The organism is Streptomyces fungicidicus, assembly GCF_003665435.1.
Taxonomy (GTDB): Bacteria; Actinomycetota; Actinomycetes; order Streptomycetales; family Streptomycetaceae; genus Streptomyces; species Streptomyces fungicidicus.
Window position 1 is genome coordinate 389,720 of record NZ_CP023407.1, and the last position, 24,428, is coordinate 414,147.

General features: G+C 73.3%; 25 protein-coding genes. 14 read left to right on the forward strand and 11 right to left on the reverse strand.

The genetic code is table 11. The features are described 5' to 3' along the window. Positions 1-7: 7 nt before the first annotated feature. The 4 genes from CNQ36_RS01585 to CNQ36_RS01600 form a co-directional block, all read right to left on the reverse strand. On the reverse strand, positions 8-907 hold the full coding sequence (locus CNQ36_RS01585; RefSeq protein WP_121544614.1) for a DMT family transporter: 900 nt from the start codon (positions 905-907) through the stop codon (positions 8-10). A gap of 118 nt (positions 908-1,025) precedes the next feature. Continuing rightward, a complete protein-coding gene (locus tag CNQ36_RS01590; protein ID WP_121544615.1) occupies positions 1,026-1,748 on the reverse strand; it encodes a DinB family protein in 723 nt (240 codons plus the stop codon). A gap of 144 nt (positions 1,749-1,892) precedes the next feature. Then, a complete protein-coding gene (locus tag CNQ36_RS01595; RefSeq protein ID WP_121544616.1) occupies positions 1,893-3,413 on the reverse strand; it encodes a family 43 glycosylhydrolase in 1,521 nt (506 codons plus the stop codon). Positions 3,414-3,524: 111 nt separating this feature from the next. Continuing rightward, positions 3,525-4,028: a MarR family winged helix-turn-helix transcriptional regulator gene (locus tag CNQ36_RS01600; protein WP_004936197.1), complete on the reverse strand. Its 504-nt coding sequence runs from the start codon at positions 4,026-4,028 to the stop codon at positions 3,525-3,527. A gap of 66 nt (positions 4,029-4,094) precedes the next feature. On the opposite strand from CNQ36_RS01600, the gene CNQ36_RS01605 reads away from it, so the two are divergent. Next, positions 4,095-6,218 carry an MMPL family transporter gene (locus tag CNQ36_RS01605; RefSeq protein ID WP_410177114.1) on the forward strand — a complete coding sequence of 708 codons (2,124 nt, stop codon included), beginning with the start codon at positions 4,095-4,097 and terminating at the stop codon, positions 6,216-6,218. 179 nt (positions 6,219-6,397) lie between these two features. Continuing rightward, positions 6,398-7,297: an NAD-dependent protein deacetylase gene (locus CNQ36_RS01610; RefSeq protein WP_121544618.1), complete on the forward strand. Its 900-nt coding sequence runs from the start codon at positions 6,398-6,400 to the stop codon at positions 7,295-7,297. Positions 7,298-7,328: 31 nt separating this feature from the next. Here the strand turns inward: CNQ36_RS01610 and CNQ36_RS01615 are convergent, their stop codons facing one another. After that, positions 7,329-7,640 carry a hypothetical protein gene (locus CNQ36_RS01615; protein ID WP_163013142.1) on the reverse strand — a complete coding sequence of 104 codons (312 nt, stop codon included), beginning with the start codon at positions 7,638-7,640 and terminating at the stop codon, positions 7,329-7,331. Between CNQ36_RS01615 and CNQ36_RS01620 the strand changes: the two genes are divergently transcribed. From CNQ36_RS01620 to CNQ36_RS35685, 4 genes are all read left to right on the forward strand, one after another. Beyond that, complete coding sequence (locus tag CNQ36_RS01620) at positions 7,639-8,412, forward strand: methyltransferase domain-containing protein (protein WP_121544620.1); 774 nt, start codon at positions 7,639-7,641, stop codon at positions 8,410-8,412. The two genes, CNQ36_RS01615 and CNQ36_RS01620, sit on opposite strands and share 2 nt — an antisense overlap. A gap of 108 nt (positions 8,413-8,520) precedes the next feature. Continuing rightward, a complete protein-coding gene (locus tag CNQ36_RS01625) occupies positions 8,521-8,955 on the forward strand; it encodes a DoxX family protein (RefSeq protein WP_121544621.1) in 435 nt (144 codons plus the stop codon). Between the two features lie 22 nt (positions 8,956-8,977). Continuing rightward, positions 8,978-9,322, forward strand: coding sequence for a hypothetical protein (locus tag CNQ36_RS01630; RefSeq protein WP_050782573.1), 345 nt, complete (start codon positions 8,978-8,980; stop codon positions 9,320-9,322). A 142-nt stretch (positions 9,323-9,464) separates the two neighbouring features. Beyond that, positions 9,465-9,623 (forward strand): hypothetical protein, encoded by a 159-nt coding sequence (locus CNQ36_RS35685; protein WP_206278399.1) that lies wholly within the window; start codon positions 9,465-9,467, stop codon positions 9,621-9,623. 10 nt (positions 9,624-9,633) lie between these two features. On the opposite strand, the gene CNQ36_RS01640 is transcribed toward CNQ36_RS35685, so the two are convergent. Next, a complete protein-coding gene (locus CNQ36_RS01640) occupies positions 9,634-9,981 on the reverse strand; it encodes a DUF1330 domain-containing protein (protein ID WP_004936180.1) in 348 nt (115 codons plus the stop codon). Positions 9,982-10,664: 683 nt separating this feature from the next. Beyond that, complete coding sequence (locus CNQ36_RS01645) at positions 10,665-11,075, reverse strand: hypothetical protein (RefSeq protein WP_121544622.1); 411 nt, start codon at positions 11,073-11,075, stop codon at positions 10,665-10,667. On the opposite strand from CNQ36_RS01645, the gene CNQ36_RS35565 reads away from it, so the two are divergent. From CNQ36_RS35565 to CNQ36_RS01655, 3 genes are all read left to right on the forward strand, one after another. Then, entirely contained in the window at positions 11,074-11,208 is a 135-nt protein-coding gene (locus CNQ36_RS35565) for a hypothetical protein (protein ID WP_266104743.1), read from the forward strand. The genes CNQ36_RS01645 and CNQ36_RS35565 overlap by 2 nt on opposite strands. An 87-nt stretch (positions 11,209-11,295) precedes the next feature. Continuing rightward, positions 11,296-13,383: a DUF4139 domain-containing protein gene (locus CNQ36_RS01650; RefSeq protein WP_121544623.1), complete on the forward strand. Its 2,088-nt coding sequence runs from the start codon at positions 11,296-11,298 to the stop codon at positions 13,381-13,383. Positions 13,384-13,390: 7 nt separating this feature from the next. Further along, positions 13,391-14,953 (forward strand): mucoidy inhibitor MuiA family protein, encoded by a 1,563-nt coding sequence (locus CNQ36_RS01655; RefSeq protein ID WP_121544624.1) that lies wholly within the window; start codon positions 13,391-13,393, stop codon positions 14,951-14,953. A gap of 13 nt (positions 14,954-14,966) precedes the next feature. Here CNQ36_RS01655 and CNQ36_RS01660 read toward each other — a convergent pair whose 3' ends face one another. Continuing rightward, complete coding sequence (locus CNQ36_RS01660) at positions 14,967-16,454, reverse strand: MFS transporter (RefSeq protein WP_121548325.1); 1,488 nt, start codon at positions 16,452-16,454, stop codon at positions 14,967-14,969. 246 nt (positions 16,455-16,700) lie between these two features. Between CNQ36_RS01660 and CNQ36_RS01665 the strand changes: the two genes are divergently transcribed. The 4 genes from CNQ36_RS01665 to CNQ36_RS01680 all read left to right on the forward strand — a co-directional run bounded on the left by CNQ36_RS01665 (position 16,701) and on the right by CNQ36_RS01680 (position 21,529). Continuing rightward, positions 16,701-17,567: a hypothetical protein gene (locus tag CNQ36_RS01665; protein WP_004936172.1), complete on the forward strand. Its 867-nt coding sequence runs from the start codon at positions 16,701-16,703 to the stop codon at positions 17,565-17,567. 160 nt (positions 17,568-17,727) lie between these two features. After that, positions 17,728-18,642 carry an AurF N-oxygenase family protein gene (locus CNQ36_RS01670; RefSeq protein WP_004936170.1) on the forward strand — a complete coding sequence of 305 codons (915 nt, stop codon included), beginning with the start codon at positions 17,728-17,730 and terminating at the stop codon, positions 18,640-18,642. Positions 18,643-18,687: 45 nt separating this feature from the next. After that, on the forward strand, positions 18,688-20,247 hold the full coding sequence (locus CNQ36_RS01675; RefSeq protein WP_121544625.1) for an FAD-dependent oxidoreductase: 1,560 nt from the start codon (positions 18,688-18,690) through the stop codon (positions 20,245-20,247). A gap of 181 nt (positions 20,248-20,428) precedes the next feature. After that, complete coding sequence (locus CNQ36_RS01680; RefSeq protein ID WP_121544626.1) at positions 20,429-21,529, forward strand: DUF475 domain-containing protein; 1,101 nt, start codon at positions 20,429-20,431, stop codon at positions 21,527-21,529. Positions 21,530-21,786: 257 nt separating this feature from the next. Here the strand turns inward: CNQ36_RS01680 and CNQ36_RS01685 are convergent, their stop codons facing one another. Together CNQ36_RS01685 and rpmG are read right to left on the reverse strand one after the other, a co-directional pair. Then, entirely contained in the window at positions 21,787-22,845 is a 1,059-nt protein-coding gene (locus tag CNQ36_RS01685; RefSeq protein ID WP_121544627.1) for an NAD(+)/NADH kinase, read from the reverse strand. Positions 22,846-23,043: 198 nt separating this feature from the next. Beyond that, entirely contained in the window at positions 23,044-23,208 is a 165-nt protein-coding gene (gene rpmG, locus CNQ36_RS01690; protein ID WP_121544628.1) for a 50S ribosomal protein L33, read from the reverse strand. A 99-nt stretch (positions 23,209-23,307) separates the two neighbouring features. Between rpmG and CNQ36_RS01695 the strand changes: the two genes are divergently transcribed. After that, positions 23,308-23,817, forward strand: coding sequence for a hypothetical protein (locus CNQ36_RS01695; protein ID WP_004936152.1), 510 nt, complete (start codon positions 23,308-23,310; stop codon positions 23,815-23,817). A gap of 7 nt (positions 23,818-23,824) precedes the next feature. Here CNQ36_RS01695 and CNQ36_RS01700 read toward each other — a convergent pair whose 3' ends face one another. Next, a complete protein-coding gene (locus CNQ36_RS01700) occupies positions 23,825-24,391 on the reverse strand; it encodes an MSMEG_1061 family FMN-dependent PPOX-type flavoprotein (RefSeq protein WP_121544629.1) in 567 nt (188 codons plus the stop codon). Positions 24,392-24,428 lie beyond the last annotated feature (37 nt).

Genomic DNA, 24,428 nt, shown 5'->3' on the forward strand with positions numbered 1-24,428 from the left:
GGAGGTCTCAGGCCGTCCCGGCGCCGGCCGCGTGACGGTCGTCGCCGCCGGTCAGGGTGCGGGCGAGCGGCACTCTCGAGAGGGCCGACACACCCGCGACGATCAGGGCGACGCCCAGCAGCTGCGGAAGCAGCCACCAGCCCCCGCGCACGTACTCGGCGTAGATCGTGACCCCGAGGGCCAGGCTCACGCTCGCGTCGCCGAGTGTGATCGCCGGCTGGGAGGCGACGAGGGGGCCCGCCTGCATCGCGTTCTCCAGGAAGAACAGCGCGGACACGCCGAAGAGGGCGAACCCGTAGGTCTGCCAGGCGGTGAGGAACGCGACGACGCCGTCGTCGTCGAGGGTGTGCATCGACGCCTTCATCAGCGCCGCCGTCACGGCGTACGCGACGGCGGTGGCGAGACCGAAGCACGCGGCGCGCCCCCGCCCCTCGGGCCGGCGGATCCCGGTGAGCACGAGGCCGGCGATCGCCGCGACGCACACGGCGAGCGCCGGGATCCACAGGTCCATCGGCACATGGGTCCGGTTTCCCTCGGGTGACGCGGCGCCCAGCGCGACGGCGAGCCCCGCGACCACGGCGCAGACGGCCGCCCAGCCGGCGCGGGACAGCCGCCCCCGAAGCAGCAGCGTGCCGATCACCAGCGTGAACGGCAGCTCCAGCACCAGGAGCGGCTGAACGACCGTCAGCGGACCTGTGGCGAGCGCCACGGCCTGGCAGAGCGCGGCGGCGATGACGGCGGCGATGACGGCGAGCCAGACACGGCGCCGCAGCAGGTCGAGCATGAGTCCGGCGCGCAGCTTGTCGGACCGTGGCACGGTCAGGGCGGCCTTGCGCTGGAGCACGGTCGCGAGGGCGTTGCTGAGCGCGGCTCCCAGCGCGAACAGGGCCGGCAGCAGGATGTCCACCGTGTGGGTCCTCCGGGATGACGAGACGCCCCTCCCCCGTTCCCTGCCATGGTGACCCGCCCTGCCCGCTGCGCGCGGACGCGCGCGGGGCGTGTCGCGAAGTGTCCGCGCGGGTCCGTCAGGACGCGGGGGCGCCGAAGCGGGCCCGCCACAGGTCGCGGAGCAGTCCGATCTCGGCCATGTGGTGGATGAACTCGAGGCAGGACCCCGTGAGCACGGCGGCGAAGGGGTAGTCGGCGTCGTTGCTGTGCGGGTACTGCGACAGGCCGACGGTGTCGAGCTGCTCCTCGGTGAGGGCGCCGACGCTCTCGCGCCAGCGGTCGATCAGCGCCCAGAACCGCTCGAGCGCCAGGTCCGCGGAGGGAGTGAAGTCGACCAGCAGACCGGGCTCCCTGCGGCGTTCGCCGAAGGTCCACTCCCACTGGCCCGCGAAGCAGGAGTGCAGGTGTCCCAGGCGCCACGCGATGGTGGTGACCGGCGGCGCGTCGGGCTCCGGCTCACCGGTGTGGGCGAGGACCTCCTCGACCCGCTCGACGCCGACGCTCCAGTCCTCGGCGATCCTGGCGACCGTCATGCCGCCCGCGGCCTGCCGGGCGACCTCGGCGTACTCGCTCGCCGGGATGTCCGGGGCGCCCTTGTCGAGCACCCACTCCCCCGGCCCGTACGCCCTGGGTGTCGCCGCCTCACCGCGGCGCCGGATCGACCAGCAGCCGGGCACCGGCTCCCACAGGTACTCCTCGTCGCCGAGCCCGGTCAGCCGCACCGCCGCCATCTCGCGGGCCTGGTCGAAATGGTCGAGCAGCAGGCCCAACCGGTCCGTTCTTACGCCCTCGGTCTCCATCCCGGCCCCTTCGCGGTCGCGTCCAGCACCTCGGCGTGCTCCACCGGAAGTTAACCGCTCGTCCTCGCGGGCGCGACAGGTTTCCCGTCCGGCGCCGGGCCGGCCGTCGGTGGCGCCGGGGCGCCGACGGCCGGTGGCGGCGGGTCAGTTCACATAGACCTCGGCGCGGTCGATGCTCACGAACGACGCCGTGGACTGGGAGTTGTGCTGTCCCATGACCCGGACGCGCAGTGTGTGGCTGCCGTGGGCGAGCCGCGGGCTGGTGTACTGCACGGCCTCGCCGACACGGATCGGGCCGTGGAAGTCCACCCGCTCCTCGGGGCCGCCGTCGATGCTGACGGCCGCGTAGCCGTTGCCGGTGTCCTTGACCGAGAGGAGGGAGATCCGGGTGCCGGTGAAGGAGAAGGTCGCCGTGGCGCCGGTCCGGTCGCTCCAGTGGTCGTCGCTCCAGAAGCACTGGGTCGCGCAGCCCGTACCGGAGTTCCAGGAACCGGTGTAGGTGACACCGCCGGGGCCGCTGGAGCGGCCGTCGTCGTTGATCCAGTAGTTGCCCGAACCGGGGTCGCCGGAGGGCAGGTCCTGGGTGGCGCCCATCGCCAGCGGCCGGCCGAAGTCGGGGCTGCCGTCGGCCCGCCAGGTGAACTTCTGCGCCCGGGTCGTCCGGTTGCTGTAGGTGTTCACCGACGTGGTCTTGGCGTGGTACACGATCCAGTCCTCGGTGCCGTCCGGGGAGCGGAAGAAGGCGTGGTGCCCCGGCCCGAACACCCCCCGGTCGTCCGCGCGGGAGAACACCGGGCCCTGGTGCTGCCGCCAGTTCCCCGGCACCAGCGGGTCGGCGCCCAGCGGCATCGACATCATCCAGACCTGGTAGTCCGGTTTGCCCGTGTCGCAGGTGGAGTACGTCATCCAGACCCGGCCGTTGCGGTACAGGAACTCCGGGCCCTCCCGCACCTCGGGGCATCCGCCGGCCGCGTCGAAGGCGACGGCGTCGCCGGAGACGGTGTACGGGTCGGACATCGGGGCGATGTTGATCCCGTTGTGCTGGTACCGGTTGATGCCGCTGTACGCGAGATACAGCCGGCCGCCGAGCTGGAGGATGCCCGCGTCGATGGCGAAGTCGTCGGCGTGGTTGGGCGGGGCGAGCTTCGCCTTGAAGCGGTAGGGGCCGGCCGGGTCGTCGCGTTCCGACTCCAGGACGTACAGCCGGTGGTGGTCGTCGACGCCGTCGTCGGCCGTGTAGTACAGGTACCAGCGGTCACCGAAGCGGTAGAACTCCGGGGCCCAGATGTTGCGGTTGCGGGACGGGTCGGAGTCCGTCCACACGGTGATCGGGTCGGCCGTCGCCAGGGTGCCCAGGGACGGGGAGCGCCACATCCTGATGCTGCCGCCCTGGGTGGTGGTGAGGTAGTAGTTCCCGTTCCAGTGCGTCATGAACGGGTCGGGCCCGGTGTTGAGCGGGTTGCGGAACGTTTCGGCTGCCGCCGCGGCGGCGCCCGGCGAGGGTGGTGCGGACGCCGCCGCGGCGGCCGGGGCCGCGGGCAGCAGACCGAGGACGAGCCCGAGGAGGGCGGCGGCGAGGAGCAGGACGCGTCCGCGGGGGCGGACACGGGGGGCGAAAGGCACGGGGGGTCCTTTCCGGGAGGGAGATCTCGGCCGGAAGGCCATGGCGGGCAGGAGCCGTACGGCGTCTTTACATCGATGTAATGACGCGGCGCCATGCTAGGGACGCGGTGGCTCACCGTCAATGGCCCTGGCGTCGGGCCGAGTTGCGCGCGCTCAGGGCCGGGAGGGCCGGCTGCGCAGCAGCGTCAGTTCGCGGTTCATCTCGTCCAGGAACCGGGCGACGACCCGTAGTTCGTCGTCACGGAAGCGGGCGCGCGCGGCGTCGGTGCCCCGGGCCAGGGGCTGGAAGTAGTCCCTGGCGACACTCTTGGCCGCCTCCGCGTAGTGCAGGTGCACCACACGGCGGTCGCCCTCGGCACGGACCCGCCGGATGTGCCCCGCCTTCTCCAGCCGGTCCACGCACGCGGTCACCGCACCCGAGGTGAGGTCCAGCTGGCGGCGCAGCCGCCCGGGCGTCATGGGCCCGTCGTCGGGGTCGGCGTCGAGGATCGCGACCAGGGCCTGGACATCCGTGAGGTGCAGGCCCTGCGCCTGGGCGAACTCGTGGGCGATGCGGTTGAACTCGGTGTTCATCCGGCGCAGAAGGACGGCGAAGGACTGCAACCCCGTCGGATCGTTCCGGGGAAGGGATGAGGAGGGGTTGTCGGTCCCGTGCATACCTCCAGTATATGGTTACTCAATGATTGAGATAATCAATCGCTGACATACTTGATCGTTACGATGATGGGAAGACGTGTGAGAACCGCACCCGGCCGGGCCCGCTGGCTCGTCCCGTTGGTCCTGCTCGTGGTCTGGCTCGGCGTGGGCGGCACGCTCGGCCCCTACGCGGGCAAGCTGGGCGAGGTCGCCACCAACGACCAGGCCGCGTTCCTGCCGCAGAGCGCCGAATCCACCAAGGTGATCGAGGCCCGCGAGGCGTTCGACCAGTCGGAGACCCTGCCCGCGATCGTCGTGTGGACGGCCGGCGGGGACCGGGTCACCGACGCCCAGCAGTCGGCCGCCACCCGCGCGGTGGCGGAGCTCGCCGGACGGCCCGGAATCGTGGGCGCCCCGTCGCCCGCCCTCCGCTCCGACGACGGGCAGGCGCTGCAGGCCGTCGTCCAGCTGGAGCCCGACCTCGGCGACGAACTGTCCGACGTCCTGGGCGACGTGGAGGAGCGCGCGGCGAGCGTGCCGGGCGCCACGGCGCAGACGGCCGGCCCGGCGGCGAGCCAGGCCGATCTGTCGCAGGCGTTCGCGGGCATCGACGGACTGCTGCTGGGCGTGGCGCTCGGCGCGGTCCTGCTGATCCTGCTGCTCGTCTACCGGAGCGTCCTGCTGCCGTTCCTGATCATCTTCCAGTCCGTCCTCGCCCTGGGCCTCGCGTGCGCGGTCGTCTACGCGCTGGCAGACCGGGACGTGGTGCGGGTCGACGGCCAGGTGCAGGGCATCCTGTCCATCCTGGTGATCGGCGCCGCGACGGACTACGCGCTGCTGCTCGCCGCACGGTTCCGCGAGGAACTCGCCGTGCGGGACGACCGGTTCGCGGCGGCGCTGGCAGCCGTCCGCCGGTCCTTCGGCGCCATCACGGCGAGCGCGGCGACCGTGGCGCTCGCGCTGCTGGCGCTGCTGGCCAGTGACCTCACCAACAACCGCGCCCTCGGCCCGGTCGGCGCCATCGGCATCGTGTGCGCCGTGCTGTCCAGTCTGACGTTCCTGCCGGCCGCGCTGGCGCTGCTGGGCCGGAAGGCGTACTGGCCCTCCCGGCCGAGTCGGTCGGACGCGTCCACGGAGGGGCACCGGGTGTGGCGTCGCGTCGCCGCGCGGGTCGGCGCCCGGCCGCGCCGCACCTGGGTGGTGACCGCGCTCGGTCTCGCCGTGCTCGCCGCGTTCTCACCGTCGCTGTCCGCCAAGGGGGTGCCCCTCGACGAGATCTTCGTGAACGACGCGCCGTCCGTCTCCGCCCAGGAGACCCTCGGCGAACACTTCCCCGGCGGCTCCGGCAACCCCGCCGTGATCATCGCCGACGCCGACCGCGCCGCCGAGGTGACGGCGGCGGCGAGGAAGACCGAAGGCGTGGCGGCGGCCGGCGCCGTCTCCGAATCCGGACGGCCCGGAGGCGGTGAGCCGCTCGTCGTCGACGGGAGGGTCCGCATCGACGCCACCCTGAGCGACGCCGCGGACAGTGACGCCGCCAAGGAGACGATCGTCCGGCTGCGCGCCGACGTCCACGCGGTGTCCGGAGCCGACGCGCTGGTCGGCGGGTACACGGCCCAGCAGTACGACACCCAGCAGACCGCCGCACAGGACCGCACGCTGATCGTGCCGGTGGTGCTCGGCATCATCCTGCTGATCCTGGTCCTGCTGCTCCGCTCGCTGCTCGTGCCGGTCCTGCTGGTCGCGACCGTGGCGCTCAACTTCCTGGCGACGCTGGGGGTGTCGGCGCTCGTCTTCCAGCACCTCCTCGGCTTCAGCGGCACGGACGCGTCGGTGCCGCTGTACGGGTTCGTGTTCCTGGTGGCGCTCGGCGTGGACTACAACATCTTCCTGATGTCCCGGGCCCGGGAGGAGGCGCTCGTGCACGGCAACCGGGAGGGAGTGCTGCGCGGGCTGACCACGACCGGCGGAGTGATCACGTCGGCCGGGGTGGTGCTGGCCGCCACCTTCGCCGCCCTGACGGTGATCCCGCTGGCCTTCCTGGTCCAGATCGCGTTCATCGTGGCGTTCGGCGTCCTGCTCGACACCCTCGTGGTCCGCTCGCTCCTGGTGCCCGCGCTGGTGCTCGACATCGGCCCCCGGGCCTGGTGGCCCAGCGTCCTGGGCCGCGAGAGCGCCGGAGCCGCCGACGGGCCGAAGCCCTCGGCGTGACGGCCGCCGGCTCGCCCACGGCCGTGGTGTGACCGCCCGCCGGACGTCTCCCCGCGTCGTTCCACGACGGGGGGAGACGTCCGGCGGGCGCTTCAGGAGAGGGCGAGTTCCGCGTTCGCGCGCTCGCTGTTCAGCGCCAGTACCCGGCCCGCGACCGGTGTTTTCCGTACCCTTGCGGCATGCGCACGCGCCCCACTCTCAGCTGGACCCCTCCCGCGGACCTCCCGCCCGGCACCACGGATGTCGAACCGGTCGCCGACGCGCTGAGCACCGGCGGCGTGCTGGTCCTCAGCGGGGCGGGCATCTCCACGGAGTCGGGCATCCCCGACTACCGGGGCGAGGGCGGGAGCCTGAGCCGGCACACCCCGATGACCTACCAGGACTTCACGGGCAGCACCCAAGCACGGCGCCGGTACTGGGCCCGCAGCCACCTCGGCTGGCGGACCTTCGGGCGCGCCCGCCCCAACAGCGGACACCGGGCCGTGGCCGCGTTCGGAAGACGGGGCCTGCTCACGGGGGTGATCACCCAGAACGTGGACGGACTGCACCGGGAGGCCGGAAGCGAGGGGGTCGTCGAACTGCACGGCGGCCTGGACCGGGTCGTCTGTCTCACTTGCGGCGACCTCAGCGCGCGCCGTGAGCTGGCGCGGCGGCTGGAGGAGGCCAACCCGGGCTTCGAGCCGGTGGCCGCGGGGATCAACCCCGACGGCGACGCCGACCTCACCGACGAGCAGGTCGGCGACTTCCACGTGGTGCCCTGCACCGTCTGCGGCGGCATCCTCAAACCGGACGTGGTGTTCTTCGGCGAGACGGTCCCGCCGCAGCGGGTCGAGCACTGCCGCGCGCTGGTCCGTGCGGCGGAGTCGCTACTGGTCCTGGGCTCCTCCCTGACGGTGATGTCCGGGCTCCGGTTCGTCCGTCAGGCCGCCGACGCGGGCAAGCCGGTACTGATCGTCAACCGGGACCCGACCCGGGGCGACCGGCGCGCCGTCACCCGGGTCGCGCTTCCGCTGGGCACCGCCCTCACCACCGTGGCCGGCCGGCTGGGCGTCCCCGTCGACGACCGGAGCGCCACCTGAACGCCCGGTGACGGGGCGGCCCGCCGCCCCGTCAGCCACCACCGCAGTGTGAGTGCGCGTTCCGCAGCCGGCCGCGAGAGACTCCGGCGACTCGGCCACCCGGCGTGCCACGGCTCGGCCGGGCGGGCCACCGCCGCGTCGAGTCGGCACGGGCCTGCTCGTCGCTCTCGGTGTCGACGGCCTGCTCCTCCACCCCGGCCGTCCGGCGGACGTGCACCACCTCCGGCGGGCTGTCCGCGTCGCGGGCGAGTCGGGCCGCGGCGTCGACGATGCCGGCGGCCCGGTCGTGCGCGCCGACGGCGACGATCACGGAACGCACGGCGGATGCTTGACTGGGCCGCATGTCATCGACTCTTGGCACGCCCCCGCCCGATCAGGCCGCCTACATGCTGCGGGCCGCCGCGGGTGACGCCGGCCGTGCGTACAAGCAGCGGCTGCTCGACCTGCTGGACATCCGTGCGGGGCAGACCGTCCTGGACGTGGGATGCGGACCGGGCACGGACCTGCCGGCGCTGGCGGAACGCGCAGGTGACGGCGGCACGGTGATCGGGGTCGACCATGACCCCGCCATGCTGCTCCGGGCCCGCGAGCGCACCGCCGGTCTCGACCGGGTGGAGGTCAGGGAAGGGGACGCGCACGCGCTGCCCGTCGCACCCGGCACCGTGGACCGGGCCAGGATCGACCGCGTCCTCATGCATGTCGCCGAACCCGCGGACGTGCTCGGCCAGCTCCGGCGCGCGACCCGCCCCGGTGCGCGGATCGGCCTCGCGGAGCCCGACTGGGACACCCTCGCCGTCGACTCCGAGGACCTGGAGACCAGCCGCGCCTTCACTCGATACACCACCGCCGAGGCCGTCCGTCACGCGACGATCGGGCGCAGCCTGCCGCGCCTCGCCGAAGGCGCGGGCTTCCGTGTCGAAGCCGTACTCGCCACGACGCCCGTCTTCCGTGACTTCCACGAGGCCGACCACACCCTGGGGCTCGGCCGCAACATGCAGCGGGCCATCGACGCGGGGTACGTCGACCACGACCGGGGCCGCCGCTGGTTCGCCGCTCTCTCCGAGGGGCCGTTCTACGCGTCGTTCACCTTGGTCGGCGTGATCGGCTCCCGCTGAACGGCCGGCCCCGCGCGTACGTAGGACTAGGGCGGACGGCCTCCCGCCCGTCCGTCCACCGGCGCGGCCCTCCTGTGCCGCGCCGGCCTATACGAGGAGTACGCGACGATGGACACCGCACGCCTGGACGACCGGCTCTCCCGCCGCCAGCCCCTCGTCCTGGGCCTGTTCCGCATCGTTCTCGGCCTGCTGTTCGCGAGCGAGGGCGCCGCCACGCTCTTCGGCGTACTGGGCCGGGAGGCCAGTCCCGCGGGTGACTGGCCGTTCTGGTACGCGGGGGTGATCGAGCTCGTGTGCGGCGCCCTCGTCCTGCTCGGGGTGGTGACCCGGGGCGCGGCGTTCCTCAGCTCGGGGGCCATGGCCTTCGCCTACTTCACCGAACACCAGAAGGACGGGCTGTTCCCCCTGCAGAACGGCGGCCTGTCGCCGGCCCTGTTCTGCTGGGGCTTCCTGCTCCTGGTCTTCTCCGGGCCCGGCGCACTTTCCCTGCCGGCGCTGCTGCGCCGCGACGAGGTGCTCAAATCCTCCTCAAGCTCCTTGTGACGTACGTTACTTGAGCGCAAGGATGATCTCCGTGAAAGGTATCGGGTCACTGAGCACCAAGAACAACTTCGTCCTGCTCATCCGGGACACCGAGATCGTCGGCGGGGCGCTGCGCGAGGCCCTTGCCGATGCCTCCCCCGAGGAGCGGCCGGGCCTGGAACGCGCGATCGCGCTCGCCGAGTCCGCCGCCGCCGCGACCGACACCGAACTGCGTGCCCGCTGGGTCCGCGCCCGGCTCGCCGACGCCGGTTTCACGGGGGACGTCTCCTCGGTAGCGGCGGTGAAGGCGCTCCGCCGGGCGGAGCGGGGGCTGAGCCTGACGGCAGCGGTGGAACTGCAGAAGGCGGCGGTGGCACACCCCGAGTAGCCGGCGGACATGGCCGAGGACACGGCGGCGTTCCTGCGTCGAGCCGGAGTCGCTCGACGCGCTGACGCCGGACGGCGCCGAACTCGCCTTCTTCCGCGAGCTGTACGAGCCCGTCACACCGGACGGAGCGGACCACTGGCCGGTGGCGGCGGGCAAGATCGCGTCGCACACGGACCCGCTGGAACAGCCTGACCTGGTCAACCGGCTGTTCCTGGAACACCTCGCGCGGGACACGGTCGAGACGATGATGCCGCTGCGGCGCGCGCCGGCGGCCGGGGCTGCCGGCGGCGCCACGGCCTGACCGGCCGGGCTCAGCCGCCGGCGGACGCCTCGCGCATGGCCTTCGCGGTGGCGGTGGCGTCGTAGCCGGGCGGCACTCCTTCGACCAGGATGATGTCGCCTTCGATGTGCCGGGAACGCAGCGGCGCGATCTCCTGGTACGCGGGTGAGTCCCACCATGTCCGCGCCTCCTCGATCCCGGGGAAGCCGATCATCACGACATGCCCCGGCCAGCTGCCCTCCTTCACCTCGTGTTCCGTGACGTGCACGAGGAAGCGGCCGCCGTACGGCTCGAAGGTGCCGGAGATGCGCTCGATGTACTCCAGGATGTCCGGGTGGGGGTCGGCGGGCCGCAGGTGGGCTATGACATAGGCGGGCATGATGTCCTCTCCGGTCTCTCTGACGTCGTACGCCGATGATCCTGGCAGCCGGCGGGTGCGGGGTCGATGACCTGACGGGTAATCGACGCGGTGGCCGTCCCGGCACACCCCGCGCCACCCGCACGGGGGATTCGGCCGGACGGCCGGCGGAGCATCCAGCCGACGCGACGGGCACCCCGCCGGGTCCCATAGGACAGTGGGACCATGAACCGTCACCGACGCCCACCCCGGCGCGCCCCGTGGATCGCGGGCGGCGCCGCCGTGCTCGTCCTCGGCGGCCTCGGCGTCTGGGCGTTGGTCGCTCGGGACGGTGGTACTCCCAGTCCCGAGCCCTCGTCCTCGTTCGACCTGTCCCTTCCCACACTGAGCCCCTTGCCGTCGTGGACGTTCACCACACGGCCTCCGACCACGGGGCCGGGCACTCCGACGCACCTGCTGCCACCCGCGCTCACGATGTCCCCGCCCAGTCGGCCGAGCCCGCCGGGCCGGAGACCGACGAGCGGGCCGGTACCGCCGGGGCAGCGGCCCAGCGGCGGGCAGGTACCGCCGGGGCAGCGGCCCACGACGAAACCGGCACCACAGCAGCAGAGACCGACGTCCGAACCGGTACCGCCCGGCCAGCAGCCGACCGCCGGGTCGGTGCCTCCGGGCCGGAAACCAACCGCCGAGCCAGTACCGCCTGCTCAGAAGCCGACGGCCCGATCGGCGGCGCCCAGCCGGCGGCCGGCGACCGAACCGGCACCGCCCAGCCGGCAGCCCACCTCTCGGCCGGCGCCGCACAGCCCCGCGCCGGAGCCCCGCCCCACCGGGACCCGCGCGTCGGCCGCGCGCACTCCGCAGACGGGACCGGCGTCACCGCCGGCACCGACGCGGCCGCCCGTCTCCGAGCCGCCGCCACGGCCCGCCTCGCCCAAGCCCCCGTCCTCCACCACGGCGCCCCAACCGACGGCGACACGCCCCGCGCCCTCGAAGCACGTCCCGTCGCCGCCCGCCGGGACCCCCGCCCCGACACCGACGAGCGGCGGTGGCGGCGAGAAACGGCCGACCACCACGTGGTACACCTCCCCGGCCGCGGCGGCCGCCGCCCACCGCATGGCGACCGCCGGGACGGTCGGCGACCCCGCCTGTTCACTGGCGGCGGTGGGGCAGCCGGATCCCGGGCTGGTTCCGCCGGACGGCCGTATCGGCATCGGGCGTCACGGCACCTACTGGTGCCTGGTCTGGTGATACCTCACATCGTCAGATCGTCGCGGGCTGCGTCGCCGCACCGCGTAGGCTGCCCTCGGCACGGAGACGGCTGGGCGGGGGAAGCACATGACGGCTGGGACGGTACCGGGGTGGGCGTCGGCACTTGATGCGGTGGTGGTGTACGCGCAGGGTGCGCTCTGCCGTCGCCTGGCCCGGGGCACGGTGCCGCCGGACGGCCGGGTGCGCGTGGCGGGACTGCCCCGCTCGCTCGACCCCGACTCGTTGCGGGTCCGCGTCACCGGTGCGTCCGGGGTGCGCGTCACCGAGGCCCGGGTCGAAGTGGAGGCCCAGCCCCTCGACACGGAGCTGCGCGACGAGTTGCAGCGCGAAGTGGAGCGGCTGCACGACGAGTACGCGGCGGCCCAGGGCCGCCGCGACCGGCAGCTGGCGCTGATCGAGGAGGTCGCGGCCCTGCGTCCGGTGCCCCCGGCCCGCAAGCGGGACGACCCGCACCGCCGCACCCCGGTCGACGCGTGGCTGGAACTCTCCGCCTTCGTCGACGAGCGGCTGACCGGGCTGCACAGCGGTCTGCGGGAACGGGAGGAGGAGCTGCGCCGGACCGAGCACGAGCTGGGCGTCGCGGTGGACCGGCTCTCCCGTGCCTCCACCGACGCGCCGTCGGCGCGTGTGGCCGGCTCGCCGTGCGCGGCCGTGACGCTCGACGGAGCGGACGGGACGGACGTGGAGCTGGAGGTCGAGTACGGGGTGCCCGGCGCCGTGTGGGTGCCCACCTACCGTCTGACGTACCGTCAGGGCGAAAACGACGGGCGTCTGTTGCTGCGTGCGTCCGTGGCCCAGCGCACCGGCGAGGACTGGAACGGTGTGCGCGTCGCGCTGGCCACCGCCGATCTGCGCCGTCGCACCGGCCTGTCCCGGCTCCGCTCGGTGCGCATCGGGCGCAGCCAGCCCGCCCCCACCCGGTCGGGCTGGCGTGAGCACCCGGCCGGGCTGAGCGATCTGTTCTCCGGTTACGACGCGGCGGGTCCCCGCCCCGACACCGGCGCCCGGTCGCCGGCGGTCGGGGCGAGCGCCGCACCACCTCCCCCTCCGCCCCCTCCGCCCCCGCCGGCGCCCGCGGTGTACGGAGGGCACCCCGCCGCACCGCTCGCGCCCGGTGGCCCGCCGGGCTTCCCGCAGGCGGCCGCGTTCGGCAGCGGTGCGGACGACTCCCCGGCCCGGTCCCGGTCGCGCGGCAGGCCCCGCACCGGCGGCCGGCCCGGCGCGGCCGGAGCCCCGCCGGCACCCGCGGCCCCCGGCGCGGCACCCCCGGCGTCGGGGGCGTTCACCGAGGCCGCGGCCACGGCGCCCGCCGCCGGTCCGCCGCGACCCGGCGGTGCCGAACTCGACTACGCCGCGCTCGTCCTGTGCGGCCCCGAGGAGCGCGACGGCCGCCGGGGGCGGCTGTTCCCCGGCTCCGGCTCCGACCCGGTGACCACCGAGTACCGGCGCCGCGCCGAGACGGTGGCGGCGCTGCCCCTGCCCGGACACGCCGTGCGGCCCCGCGAGTCCGCGGGCTCCTTCGACCACCGGTACGACGCCACCGCGCCGGCCGACATCCCCTCGGACGGCTCATGGCACACCGTCACCGTCGGGGAGATACCGGTCGGTCTGCGCACCGAGTACATCTGTGCGCCGTCCGTGGAGCAGACCGTGTACTCGACGCTGGTGCTCTCGAACGCCACCGGCCAGGCGCTGCTGGCCGGCCCGGTGGACGTCACCGTGGACGAGGACTACCTGCTGACCGCGGCACTGCCCACCCTCGCCCCGGGCGGTGTGTGCCGGGTGGGCCTCGGGCCGGCCGAGGCCATCGGCGTCACCCGCCGTACGAATCTGCGCGAGTCGACCTCGGGTCTGCGCAACAACGTCACCGTGCTCGACCACCGGATCCATGTGGAGCTGGTCAACCGGCTTCCCGTACCCGTCTCCGTCGAGGTGCGCGAGCGGGTGCCCGTCACCTCCGACCCGGACGTCCGGATCGAGGAACGCGCCGACTGGACGGCGCCCGAGGACGGCGCGGGACCGGAACACCACGTGCCGGGCACCCGTCTGTGGCGCGTCGAGCTGCCCGCCGGAGGCACCGCCGCGCTCGACGGCGGCCACGAGATCCGGATCCCGGCCGGCAAGGCCCTGACCGGCGGCAACCGCAGGAGCTGACACAGTCATGTCTACGTCATCGGAGACGACCCTCCCCCTCCCCGTCACCGCCGTCACCTGCACGGAGGACCGCGCCCACGTGGAACGCGCCGCGGTGCTGGAGCTGCGGGCGGGCACCCAGCGGCTGCGGCTCGGACCGGTCAGCGCGCTGGCGGTCGACCGCACCCTCCACGCCGAGCTGACCGCCGGCCACCCGGCGGCCGTGCTCGACGTGCGGATCGTGCGCGAGTGGAGGCCGCGCGGGCCGCGGCCCGGCGACGACGGCTCCGCGCTGCGCCGCCGTGCGACCGCCCTGGAGGAGGAGCGGACTTCCCTGGAACAGCGGCGTGACCGGCTGCACGTCCGTCGCGACCTGCTCGGCCGTCTCGCCGCCGATCTGCTGCGGGAGATCGGCGAGGGCGCCGGCTTCGGTGAGGCGGAGAGCGACCGCTGGGCCCGGGAACTGGACCGGGTGGACGGCGAACGCGACACCCACGCCGAGCGGCTGCGCGCCGTGGAGGCAGCGCTGGCCGCCGTCACCGCCGAGCTCTCCGAGACGCGGCGGGCCCTGGAGCTCTCCGAGACGGAGCCCGCCGAGCTGGTCGGACACATCGACGTGACCGTCCGTGCCGAGGCCGACGGGCCCGCCGAGCTGCGCCTGAGCCACCTCACCCCGTGCGCCCTGTGGCGGCCGGCCTACCGGGCCACGCTCGACGGTGACTCGCTCGCGCTGGACACGGAGGCGGTGGTCTGGCAGCGCACGGGCGAGGACTGGACGAACGTACGGCTGACCCTGTCGACGGCGCGCTCCGCGCGGGCCACGGAACCGCCCCGGCTCGGCGAGGACCGGCTGACGCTCCAGGACCGTTCCCCCGCGGAGCGCCGTGCCGTCCACGTCGACCTGCGCGAGGAGGAGACCGCGGACCTCGGGCCCCTCCCGGCGCTCGGGCTGCCGGGAGTGGACGACGGCGGCGAGGTGCGCGTACTCCACTCCCCCGCGCCCGTCTCCGTGCCCGCGGACGGCCGCGCCCACCGGGTTCCGCTCTCCTCCTTCACCGCGTCCGCGCGAAGTGAGTACGCCTGCTCGCCGGAGCTGTCGCCCCTGGTCGCTCAGGTCGTGCGGTTCGACAACCGGTCCGGGCACGCTCTGCTCGCCGGGCCCGTCGACCTCGTCGGCGGCAGCGGGTTCGCCGGGCGCGGCACCCTGGACTTCACCGCTCCGGGCGCCCCGGTCGAGCTGGCCTTCGGCAGCCGGGACGACCACCGGGTCGTGCGGCACACCGAGGAGACCCGCGAGACCGCCGGACTCACCCAGCGGACCGTCGTCACCCGCACCGTGCGGCTGCATCTGTCCCGGTTCTCCGCGCCGGGCGAGCACGACGACCGGACGGTCGTCGTGCGGGAGCGCGTCCCGGTGTCCGAGGTGTCGGCGGTGGAGGTGCGCCTGCGCCGGGAGGCCTGCTCCCCCGCGCCCGACGCCGTCGACGCGGACGGCATCGTGCGCTGGGACGTCCCGCTGGCCCCCGGCGGCCGGCGCACGGTCACCCTCGTCTACGAGGTCTCGGCGGCCGCCAAGGTCACCGGAGTGTGAGCCGGCGGCGGGCTCAGAACTTCGGCGTCGGAGCCCGAGCCTCCACCATGTCCGCCGCCTCCTTCTCGGTCTGCACCGAGGGCGGCGAGCCCTCGAGGGGCTGCTGGGCCGTCTCCTTCATGCAGGCCACCGCGACGACACCGACCAGGGCCGCGGCCATCGCGTAGTACGCCGGCATCATGTCCGAGCCGGTCGCGCCGATCAGGGCGGTGATCACCAGCGGGGTGGTGCCGCCGAACAGCGACGCCGACAGGTTGTAGCCGACCGACAGGGAGCCGTAGCGCACCGACGTCGGGAACATCGCGGGCAGCGCCGCCGACATGGTGCCGAGCAGGCACACCAGCGACAGGCCGAGCATCAGCATGCCGGCCGAGACCCCGAGCAGACTGCCCTGCCGCACGAGCAGGAACGCCGGGGCGGACAGGAGGAAGAAGCCCAGCATGCCGGTCATCAGCAACGGCTTGCGGCCGTAGCGGTCGTTCAGCCGGCCCACCTGGTTGATGATCAGCATCAGCAGCGCCATGGTGGCGACGAGGATGAGCAGACCGTGGGTCTCCGTGTAGTGCAGCTCGTCGGAGAGATAGGTCGGCATGTACGACAGCAGCATGTAGTCGGTGACGTTGTACGCGCCGACCAGCGCGATGCACAGGATCAGCGGCCGCCAGTGCTGCCGGAAGATCCTCAGCAGGTCGCCGCGGGCCGTGGTCTCCACCGAGTTCGCGGCCTCGTTGACGTGGACGTTCCCCTCCCCCAGTTTCAGGTACGCCGGGGTGTCGTCCAGCTTCAGCCGCAGGTACAGGCCGACGATGCCGAGCGGTCCGGCGACCAGGAACGGGATGCGCCAGCCCCAGGCGTCCATGGCGCCGGTGCCGAGCCAGGCGGTGAGCGCCGTGACCAGGCCCGCCGCGCCGGTGTACCCGGCCAGCGTGCCCAGCTCGAGGAAGCTGCCGAAGTAGCCGCGCCGTTTGTCCGGGGCGTACTCCGCGATGAAGGTGGAGGCGCCGCCGTACTCGCCGCCGGTGGAGAATCCCTGGAGCAGCCGGAACAGGATCAGCAGCAGGGGTGACCAGAAGCCGACGGCCGCGTACGTCGGGAGCAGGCCGATCGCGGCAGTGCCGATCGCCATGAGGATCATCGTCAGCGCGAGCACCTTCTTGCGGCCGACCTTGTCGCCCATCGGGCCGAAGACCATGCCGCCGAGCGGACGCACCAGGAAGGCGACGGCGAAGGTGGCGAAGGACGACAGCAGCTGCGCGGTCTCGCTCCCGGAGGGGAAGAAAACCCGGCCGATGGTGCCGGCCAGATAGGCGTAGATGCCGAAGTCGAACCATTCCATGGCGTTGCCGAGCGAGGCGGCCTTCACCGCGCGCTTGACCGCCCGCTCGTCCGTCACCGTGATGTCCGAGCGGCGCAGCCTCGGGTTGCGACGGCGCCGGATGGCACGGAACAGGGTCGGGTGGCGGCTGACCGCCTCGGGCGGGGGCTCGGGCCCCTTGTCGATGGAGGACGTGTCTGGGTTCCTTTCCGTGACATACCGATGCAGACGGAACGTATCAGCGTCTTCGGGGAGACGCCGGACAGCACGGCGCGCGGCGGGCCGGGTGCCCCGGCCGGCCCGGTTCTCACCTGTATGCCTCCGCTGCGCTGGTCGCCCGGGCGGAGCGGTGGTGCGGTGAGAGGGCAAGGGCAAGAGAGCGCCCGGGGCAGGTCGGCACCGGGGCGCTCGTCCCATCCTCAGGAGGCATTCGTGACCACCCCCCGCTCGATCGTCTGCTCGTCCCGCGTCCTGGCCGCCGTACTGGCCACCGGGACCCTTCTGACCACGGCGGCCTGCTCCAGCGCGGAGGACGGTGCGTCGGCCGGGTCGGAGACCGCCTCCGCGGCCGTCGAGCGGGCCCGCGCGACACAGACCGGCTCCCCCACGTCCACGGCGTCCTCCCCCACCGCCTCGTCGTCCGCCTCGCAGCTCACCGAGACCGGCGCGAAGAACGCGCTGATCACCGCGGCGGACATCGAGGACAACTGGACCCAGGTGGAGAACCCGCAGGCATGGAAGGACTCCCTGCTGGTCGGCAAGGTCGACGTGGCCGCGTTCGTCACGGGGAAGAGCGACGCGCAGGACTGCCAGAACCTGGTCGACTCGCTGTACGACGAGACCCTGCTGGGCAGCACGTCAGGGGTGTCGGCGCTCACCGGGTTCCAGGAGGACGACGCCCGGCTGCTCTACCAGGTCGCCTCCTACGACAAGGCCGCCCTCGACAAGTCGATGACGTCGCTGCAGTCGCTCCCCGACACCTGCGACCAGTTCACCCTGACCGGCGGGGACAACGGCGACCGCACCGTCCAGGTCGTCGCGATGTCGCTGCCCGACGTGGGCGACGCCCGGCAGGGAATGACCGTGACGGTGAAGGGCGACAGCAACGGCCGGCCCGTGACCCTCACCGTGGACGTCGCCGTCGTCCAGGTCGGCGCGAACGCGATCACCGTCACCAACGGCGGGACCGCCGGCATCTCCCACGACACCACCACGACCGCCGTGAAGCAGGGCACGCAGCGGCTCCAGGAGGTCCTGGCCGGCGGCACGCCCCAGCCCACCCCGAGCGGCATCAACTGACGCGGGAGAACGGCGCCGCGGTCGTCACGCCCCCGGGTCCTCCGCTTCACCGCTCGGCTACTTGGGGGTAGGAACCGGGCTCCTCTTGTTATAAGGTTCGTCAGCAAGCGGCTCGTTACCCGCGGTAATGCTCACGGACCCCGACTCGAGGAGCCTCAGCATGGCCATCAGCACTCCCCCGTCCGAGGCCGCCGGCCGGCCCTCCCAGGACGGCGTGGCCCGGCGGCTGCTGGACTCGTCCGCGCAGCTCTCCTACGACCCGCTCACCGAGGTCGACTGGGACACTCCGCTCGACACGGACTTCCACGGCGCCAGTCCGGAGTGGAGCACGCTCTACGGGACGGCGTACTGGGACGAGCTGACCGACGCGCAGCGCAAGGCGCTGACCCGCCAGGAGGCCGCGTCCGTCGCCAGCACGGGCATCTGGTTCGAGATGATCCTGCAGCAGATGGTGCTGCGGGACATCTACGCGAAGGACCCGACCGACGACACCGTCCAGTGGGCGCTCACCGAGATAGCGGACGAGTGCCGGCACTCGATCATGTTCGCCCGCGGCGCGAAGAAGCTCGGGGCCCCGGCGTACCGCCCGCACCGGTTCGCGGTCGAGCTCGGGCGCCTCTTCAAGACCGTGGCCTTCGGGGAGGCCGCGTACGCGGCGATCCTGGTCGCCGAGGAGGTCCTCGACGTCATGCAGCGCGACTGGATGCGCGACGAGCGGGTCGTCCCCTTCGTCCGCACCATCAACAACATCCATGTCGTCGAGGAGTCGCGGCACATGAAGTTCGCCCGCGAGGAGACGCGCAGGCACCTCGCCGGCGCCGGGTGGCTGCGCCGCCGGGTGCACGCCCTGCTGATCGCCGTCGCGGCCTACGTCATCGTCACCAGCATGGTGAACCGGAAGGTCTACGGTAACGCCGGGCTGGACGAGCGGCGTGCGATCCGTGAGGCGAAGGCCAACCAACACCACAAGTCGATGATGCGCGCGAGCTGTTCCGGGCTGATGGAGTTCCTGGCCTCGGTGGGCCTGCTCACCGGCCCCGCGCTCTTCTTCTACAAGCGCGCCAACCTCACCTGACCCCCCAGCCCGCGCCTACCCCGGCCTCCAGCGGAGCGGACGACCATGGCCTTCGCGATCACCCAGACCTGCTGCAACGACGCCACCTGTGTGTCCGTCTGCCCGGTCAACTGCATTCATCCCACGCCCGAGGAGCGGGCCTTCGGCAGCACGGAGATGCTGCACATCGACCCGAGGAGCTGCATCGACTGCGGCGCCTGCGCCGACGCCTGCCCGGCGGACGCCATCCTGCCCGTGGACCGGCTGTCCGAGGGACAGCGGGTGTACGAGCGGATCAACGCGGCCTACTTCGAGAACGACCACAACGGCGCCGACGACGACAGCGACGCCACGCGGTCCCCCGCGGCAGCGGCCGTGCCGGAGAGGACCGGCCCCAACTTCCACGCCTGGGGCGAGCCGGTCTTCGACCGGGTGCTGCCGGCCGACTTCGGGGCGCTGCGGGTCGCGATCGTCGGCACCGGACCGGCCGGCATGTACGCCGCCAGGGACCTGCTGCTGCACACACCGGCCGAGGTGACGCTCATCGACCGGCTTCCGGCCGCCGGCGGGCTCGTGCGGTACGGCGTGGCGCCGGACCATCCGGGCACCCGGAAGGTCGGCGAGACCTTCGCCCGCTTCCGCGCCCATCCGCGGGTGCGGACGTATCTGGGCCTCGACGTCGGCAGCCATGTCACGGCGGAGGAGATCGCCGCCCACCACGACGCGGTGATCTACGCGGTGGGCGCCGCCACGGACCGGCGGCTCGGCATACCGGGCGAGGACGGACCGGGCAGCGTCTCCGCCACCACCTTCGTGGCCTGGTACAACGGGCACCCGGAGGTCGCCGCGGACGCCGTCCGCCTGACGGCCGAACGGGTCGTCGTGATCGGCAACGGCAATGTCGCGCTCGACGTCGCCCGGATCCTGGTCTCCGACCCGGAGTCCCTGTCCGGCACCGAGATCGCCGGTCACGCGCTGGCGGAACTGCGCCGCAGCAGGGTGCGCGAAGTGGTGCTGCTCGGGCGCCGCGGCCCGCAGGACGCGGCGTACACCAGACCGGAGTCGCTGGCCCTGCAGCACCTTCCCGGGGTGGACCTGCTCGTCGACGACCACGATCCGCGCATCGGCGCGGCGATCGACGGCGCCGGGCCGGGCGACAAGGCCGCGGTGCTGCGGCCAGTGGCGCGGGAGGCCGTCGACTGGTCCCTGCCGCCGGCCCCGGCAGGACGGCGGCGCATCGTGTTCCGCTTCCTCTCCGCCCCGGTGGCGGTCCGCGGCGCCGAGGGCACCCGCGCGGTGCGCGTCACCGGCGGCGCCGGGGAGCTGGACATCCCGGCCGGTCTGGCACTGCGGGCGGTCGGCTACCGGGGGGTCGCCCAGGCCGGGCTGCCGTTCGACGAGGTCACCGGGACCGTGCCGCACCAGCGCGGCCGGGTGACCGGCGGGACCGGGACGTACGTCGTCGGCTGGATCAAGCGCGGGCCCTCGGGAGGCATCGGCGCCAACCGCGCCTGCGCCGCCGAGACGGTCGGCACCCTGCTGGCCGACGCGGTGGCGGGCGCGCTGCCCGCGCCGGCCGGCGGGACGAGGGAGTTCCGCCGCCTGGTACGCCGCCGGCGCCGCTGACTCGTTCCCGGGCCGTCCGTGCTCCCCGCCGCACGGCCCGGAATCCGGTGCGGCCGGAGGCCGCCCGACGTGGTGTCGGCCACTCTTCAGCGTTCCCGGCGTAGTAGACATCCACGGGAGGGGCACTGGAACGGGGCCCGTCGTCCGGCGACGAGCACGACGAGAGAGCGGGGAGTGACGCGTGCTGCTGAAGACGTTCCGCTGGGCCTTCGCGGTCACGGCCCTCGGCCTGGTGGCCGGTGTGCTGTACGACGGCTGGACGGCCCTGGGGCTGGTCGCCATCCTCGCCGTCCTCGAGGTCTCGCTGTCCTTCGACAACGCGGTGATCAACGCCGGCATCCTGAAACGGCTCAACGCCTTCTGGCAGCGGATGTTCCTCACCATCGGCATCCTGATCGCCGTCTTCGGCATGCGGCTGCTCTTCCCGATCGTCATCGTCACCGTCAGCGCCCGGCTCGCGCCGTCCCAGGCCGTTCACCTCGCGCTCACCGACAAGGACCGCTATCAGCAGCTCGTCACCGACGCGCACCCGGCGATCGCCGCGTTCGGCGGGATGTTCCTGCTGATGATCTTCCTCGACTTCATCTTCGAGGACCGCGAGACCAAGTGGCTGGGCCCCCTCGAACGGCCCCTCGCCAGGCTCGGGCGGATCGACATGCTGTCGGTCTGCCTCGCCCTCTGCGTCCTCCTCGTCACCTCCCTCACCTTCGCCGCCCACGCCCACCAGCACGGCGGCACGCACGCCGACAAGGCGCAGACGGTTCTCGTCTCGGGCATCGCGGGACTGATCACGTACCTGGTCGTGGGCGGGCTCTCCGGCTTCTTCGAGGGCAGGCTGGCCGACGAGGAGAGCAGGCGGCAGAGCGAGGAGCGGTCCGGCGGCGCGGGCGGAGGCGGGTCCGCGCTCGCCCTGTCGGGCAGGGCCGCGTTCTTCACCTTCCTCTACCTCGAGGTCCTGGACGCCTCCTTCTCCTTCGACGGCGTCATCGGCGCCTTCGCCATCACCAACGACATCGTCCTGATGGCGCTCGGCCTCGGCATCGGCGCCATGTACGTCCGTTCCCTCACCGTCTACCTGGTCCGCCAGGGCACCCTGGACGACTACGTCTACCTGGAGCACGGCGCCCACTACGCGATCGGCGCGCTCGCCCTCATCCTTCTCGTGAGCATCCAGTACCAGATCAACGACGTCGTCACCGGCCTCATCGGCGTGACGCTCATCGGCGCGTCCTTCTACTCCTCGGTCCGCCGCAACCGTGCGGTCCGGGCCACGTCAGAGTGAGCGCGCCGCCCGACCGGCAGGGCGTGCCACCGGTCGGGCGGCCGGCCGCCGGCGACAACGGCCTGTTCTGGCCCGCGGCAGATACGGGTGCCCGCCGGGCCCGTTGCGGGGAGCGAGCGCCGGGCCGGTCTCGCGCCGCACCTCGATGTCGTAGCTCGTGCCGGGGCCTTCGTGAGAACCACGCGCATGACCGCACCGTAGGAGACGGCGGCGGTGTGCCGCACCTCATTCCGGAGTGCGGCGGCCGGGTTCCGGGCTCATCCGGCCGGGCCCCGCGGCAGGGCGAGGTGCGCCAGGTCCCCCGGGGGCGGGCCGCTCACCGGCCAGAGGGGTGCGGGCACACCGTCGGCGACGGCGGCGGGCGCGTCGGTGAGGTTCATCCGGTGGCGGAGGCGGCCGTAGAAGTCCACCGGGCCGAGCCGCGCGACCCGCAGCCGGTGCGGCGCCGCGTACACGCCGATCCAGTCACCGGGGCCGAGCACGCCGCGGAGCTGGCCGTCGATGCTGACGGCGGCGCGGCCCGAGTGTTCGAGCACCCGCAGCCCGACGGGTTCGTCCGGGGCGGCCACGACCGAGCGGTCGAACGTCATGTGCGGTGCCACCGGGGTGAACACCAGCGTCTCGGCGCGCGGCGAGACCACGGGACCGCCGGCGGCGAAGCTGTAGGCGGTCGAGCCGGTGGGGGTGGCCACCAGCAACGCGTCGGCCGAGTACGAGGCCAGCAGCCGTCCCGCGATGTACACGCCGGCCGACACCTGCCGGTCGCGGGCGAGCTTCTCCAGCACCACGTCGTTGAGGGCGGTCACGTCCAGCGGGACGCCCCACTCGCCGCCCGTCTCGCAGTCGGAGCGCACGCTCGTCGGGGGCAGGAGCGGGCCCCGGCCGTACTTCGTGACGGCCTCGATGTCGGAGGGCACCTCCAGGCGGCGGGAGGCGCGCATCGTCAGCAGCATCCGCCGCTCCACGTCGAGCCGGCCCTCGCGCACGGCGTCCAGCGCGGCGCGGATCCGGGCCATGGGCACCTCGGTCAGGAAGCCCACCCGGCCCAGGTCGACGCCCAGCACCAGGGCGTCGGCGGAGGCGGCGAGCCGGGCCCCGCGCAGGAAGGTGCCGTCGCCGCCCAGGGTGACGACGAGGTCGGGATCGCCCGCCGCCGCCACCTCCTGCCGGGCGCTGCGCCGTCCGCCGTCGTGCCACACGTCGATGTCCCTGCAGACGACCCCGTGCGCCTCGCACCACGCCCGGACCGAGCGCGCGGCCTCCGTGGCCTCGGGACGACCGCCGTGCACGACCATGCCGACCCGCTCCACCGTCATCTGCGCCTCCAGAACGTCCGTTTGGTCCATCCTGGCCCGGCGGCGGGCGGGCGGACGCCGCGCCACACCGCGGACGGCCCGGCACCGTGGTCACGGTGCCGGGCCGTCCGGCCGGCCGGTGCGCGGCCCGTCAGCCCTGACGGGCCCCGGGACGCGGACCGTCCTCGCCGGTCACGCCGGTCACGCCGGTCACGCGGGTCATCGTTCCTCGCGGAAGACGACGTGCGCGCCGGCGACCGGGTCGTACTTCCGCAGGACCAGCCGGTCGGGGTCGTTCGACCGGTTCTTGCGGGTCACGTAGGTGACTCCGGTACCGGCTGTCGACATCAGCCTGACGACCGGCCGTGCGGTACTGCGTGCCATGGGGTGCTCCTTCCGACGCCTCATGAACACGTCCGCCCGCACGGTTGTTCCCAGGGGGTCCGGGACATCGGAGCGGCCGGGGACGGGAAGCCTCGCGTCATGTCCACCCATGCGACGGCTTCGCCCGGAGTGCAGGTCTGTTCCCTGAAGCGGGACACCCCTCAGTCGATCCCGGCGAACAGCCCCTACAAGGTCATCAGATTCCCCTTCGGGGCCGCCGAGTCCTCCGACCGGTTCAACATGCACCAGGTCAACCAGCCGGACGGGTACGTGATCACGAGCTGGGACACCGACGACCGGTCAGGGCTGATATGGCCCAGCACGGCCGGCTGGGGCGTCCTGTACGCGATGATCCAGTGGGAGGCTGGCGGCTACGACGAACTGCGGGACCAGTTCGTCCGGGATCCGCTCGGCCTCACCCCGGCGCCCAACGACACCACGGCGACGGAGCACCGGCCGCCCAGTCCCGGCATGCAGTGCTGGACGAAACAGTGGGGTGTCTTCGTCGACCCGGCCGTCCCGCTGGCGGTGCGCGCCACCCATGACGACGGCGTCGCGCGGAACATCGTCCTGGCGGAGTTCAAGCTCGTCATCCACGAGGCCGCCTGACGGGCGCTCAGCCCGTGCGCCCCCACGAGTCGGGGCTCCACAGCCCCGACCTGTTGAGAGACTGCGGGCAGTGCAGATAGATCTCGTCGATGTCCAGCACCAGGGCCAGCCGGGGCCGCCGGCCGTCGCGCGTCATCGCGTCGAAGAAGGGCGCGTCGGTGAGGATGCGGGCGCGTCCGTTGACGCGCAGCACCTGCTTGCCGCCGGGAATCAGATAGAGCAGGCCGGCGTGCGGATTGGCGAGGACGTTGTGGAAGCTGTCGCCCCTGCGGTTGCCCGGCCGGTCGGGCAGCGCGAGGGTGCCGGGCCCGAGGACGTGGGTGAACCCCGGGGCGTCGCCGCGCGGGGAGACGTCGCAGTTGCCGTCGGCGTCGGAGGTGGCGAGCAGACAGAACGGCGAGCGGGCCAGGATGTCCAGGTCGTCGTCGGTCAGCCGGTCGTGCACCTTGTCGATCACTACCGGCCACGGCTCGCCGAGGAGGTGCCGCAGCTCCTCGGGGGAGCCGAGCTCGACCCAGCCCTCGTCGCTGACGGTGCCCGGCCGGAGCGGGGCGGTGTCGGTCGTGTGCGGCAAGGGCCGGCTCCCAGCTGTGCGTGTCCCAAGGGTGGTT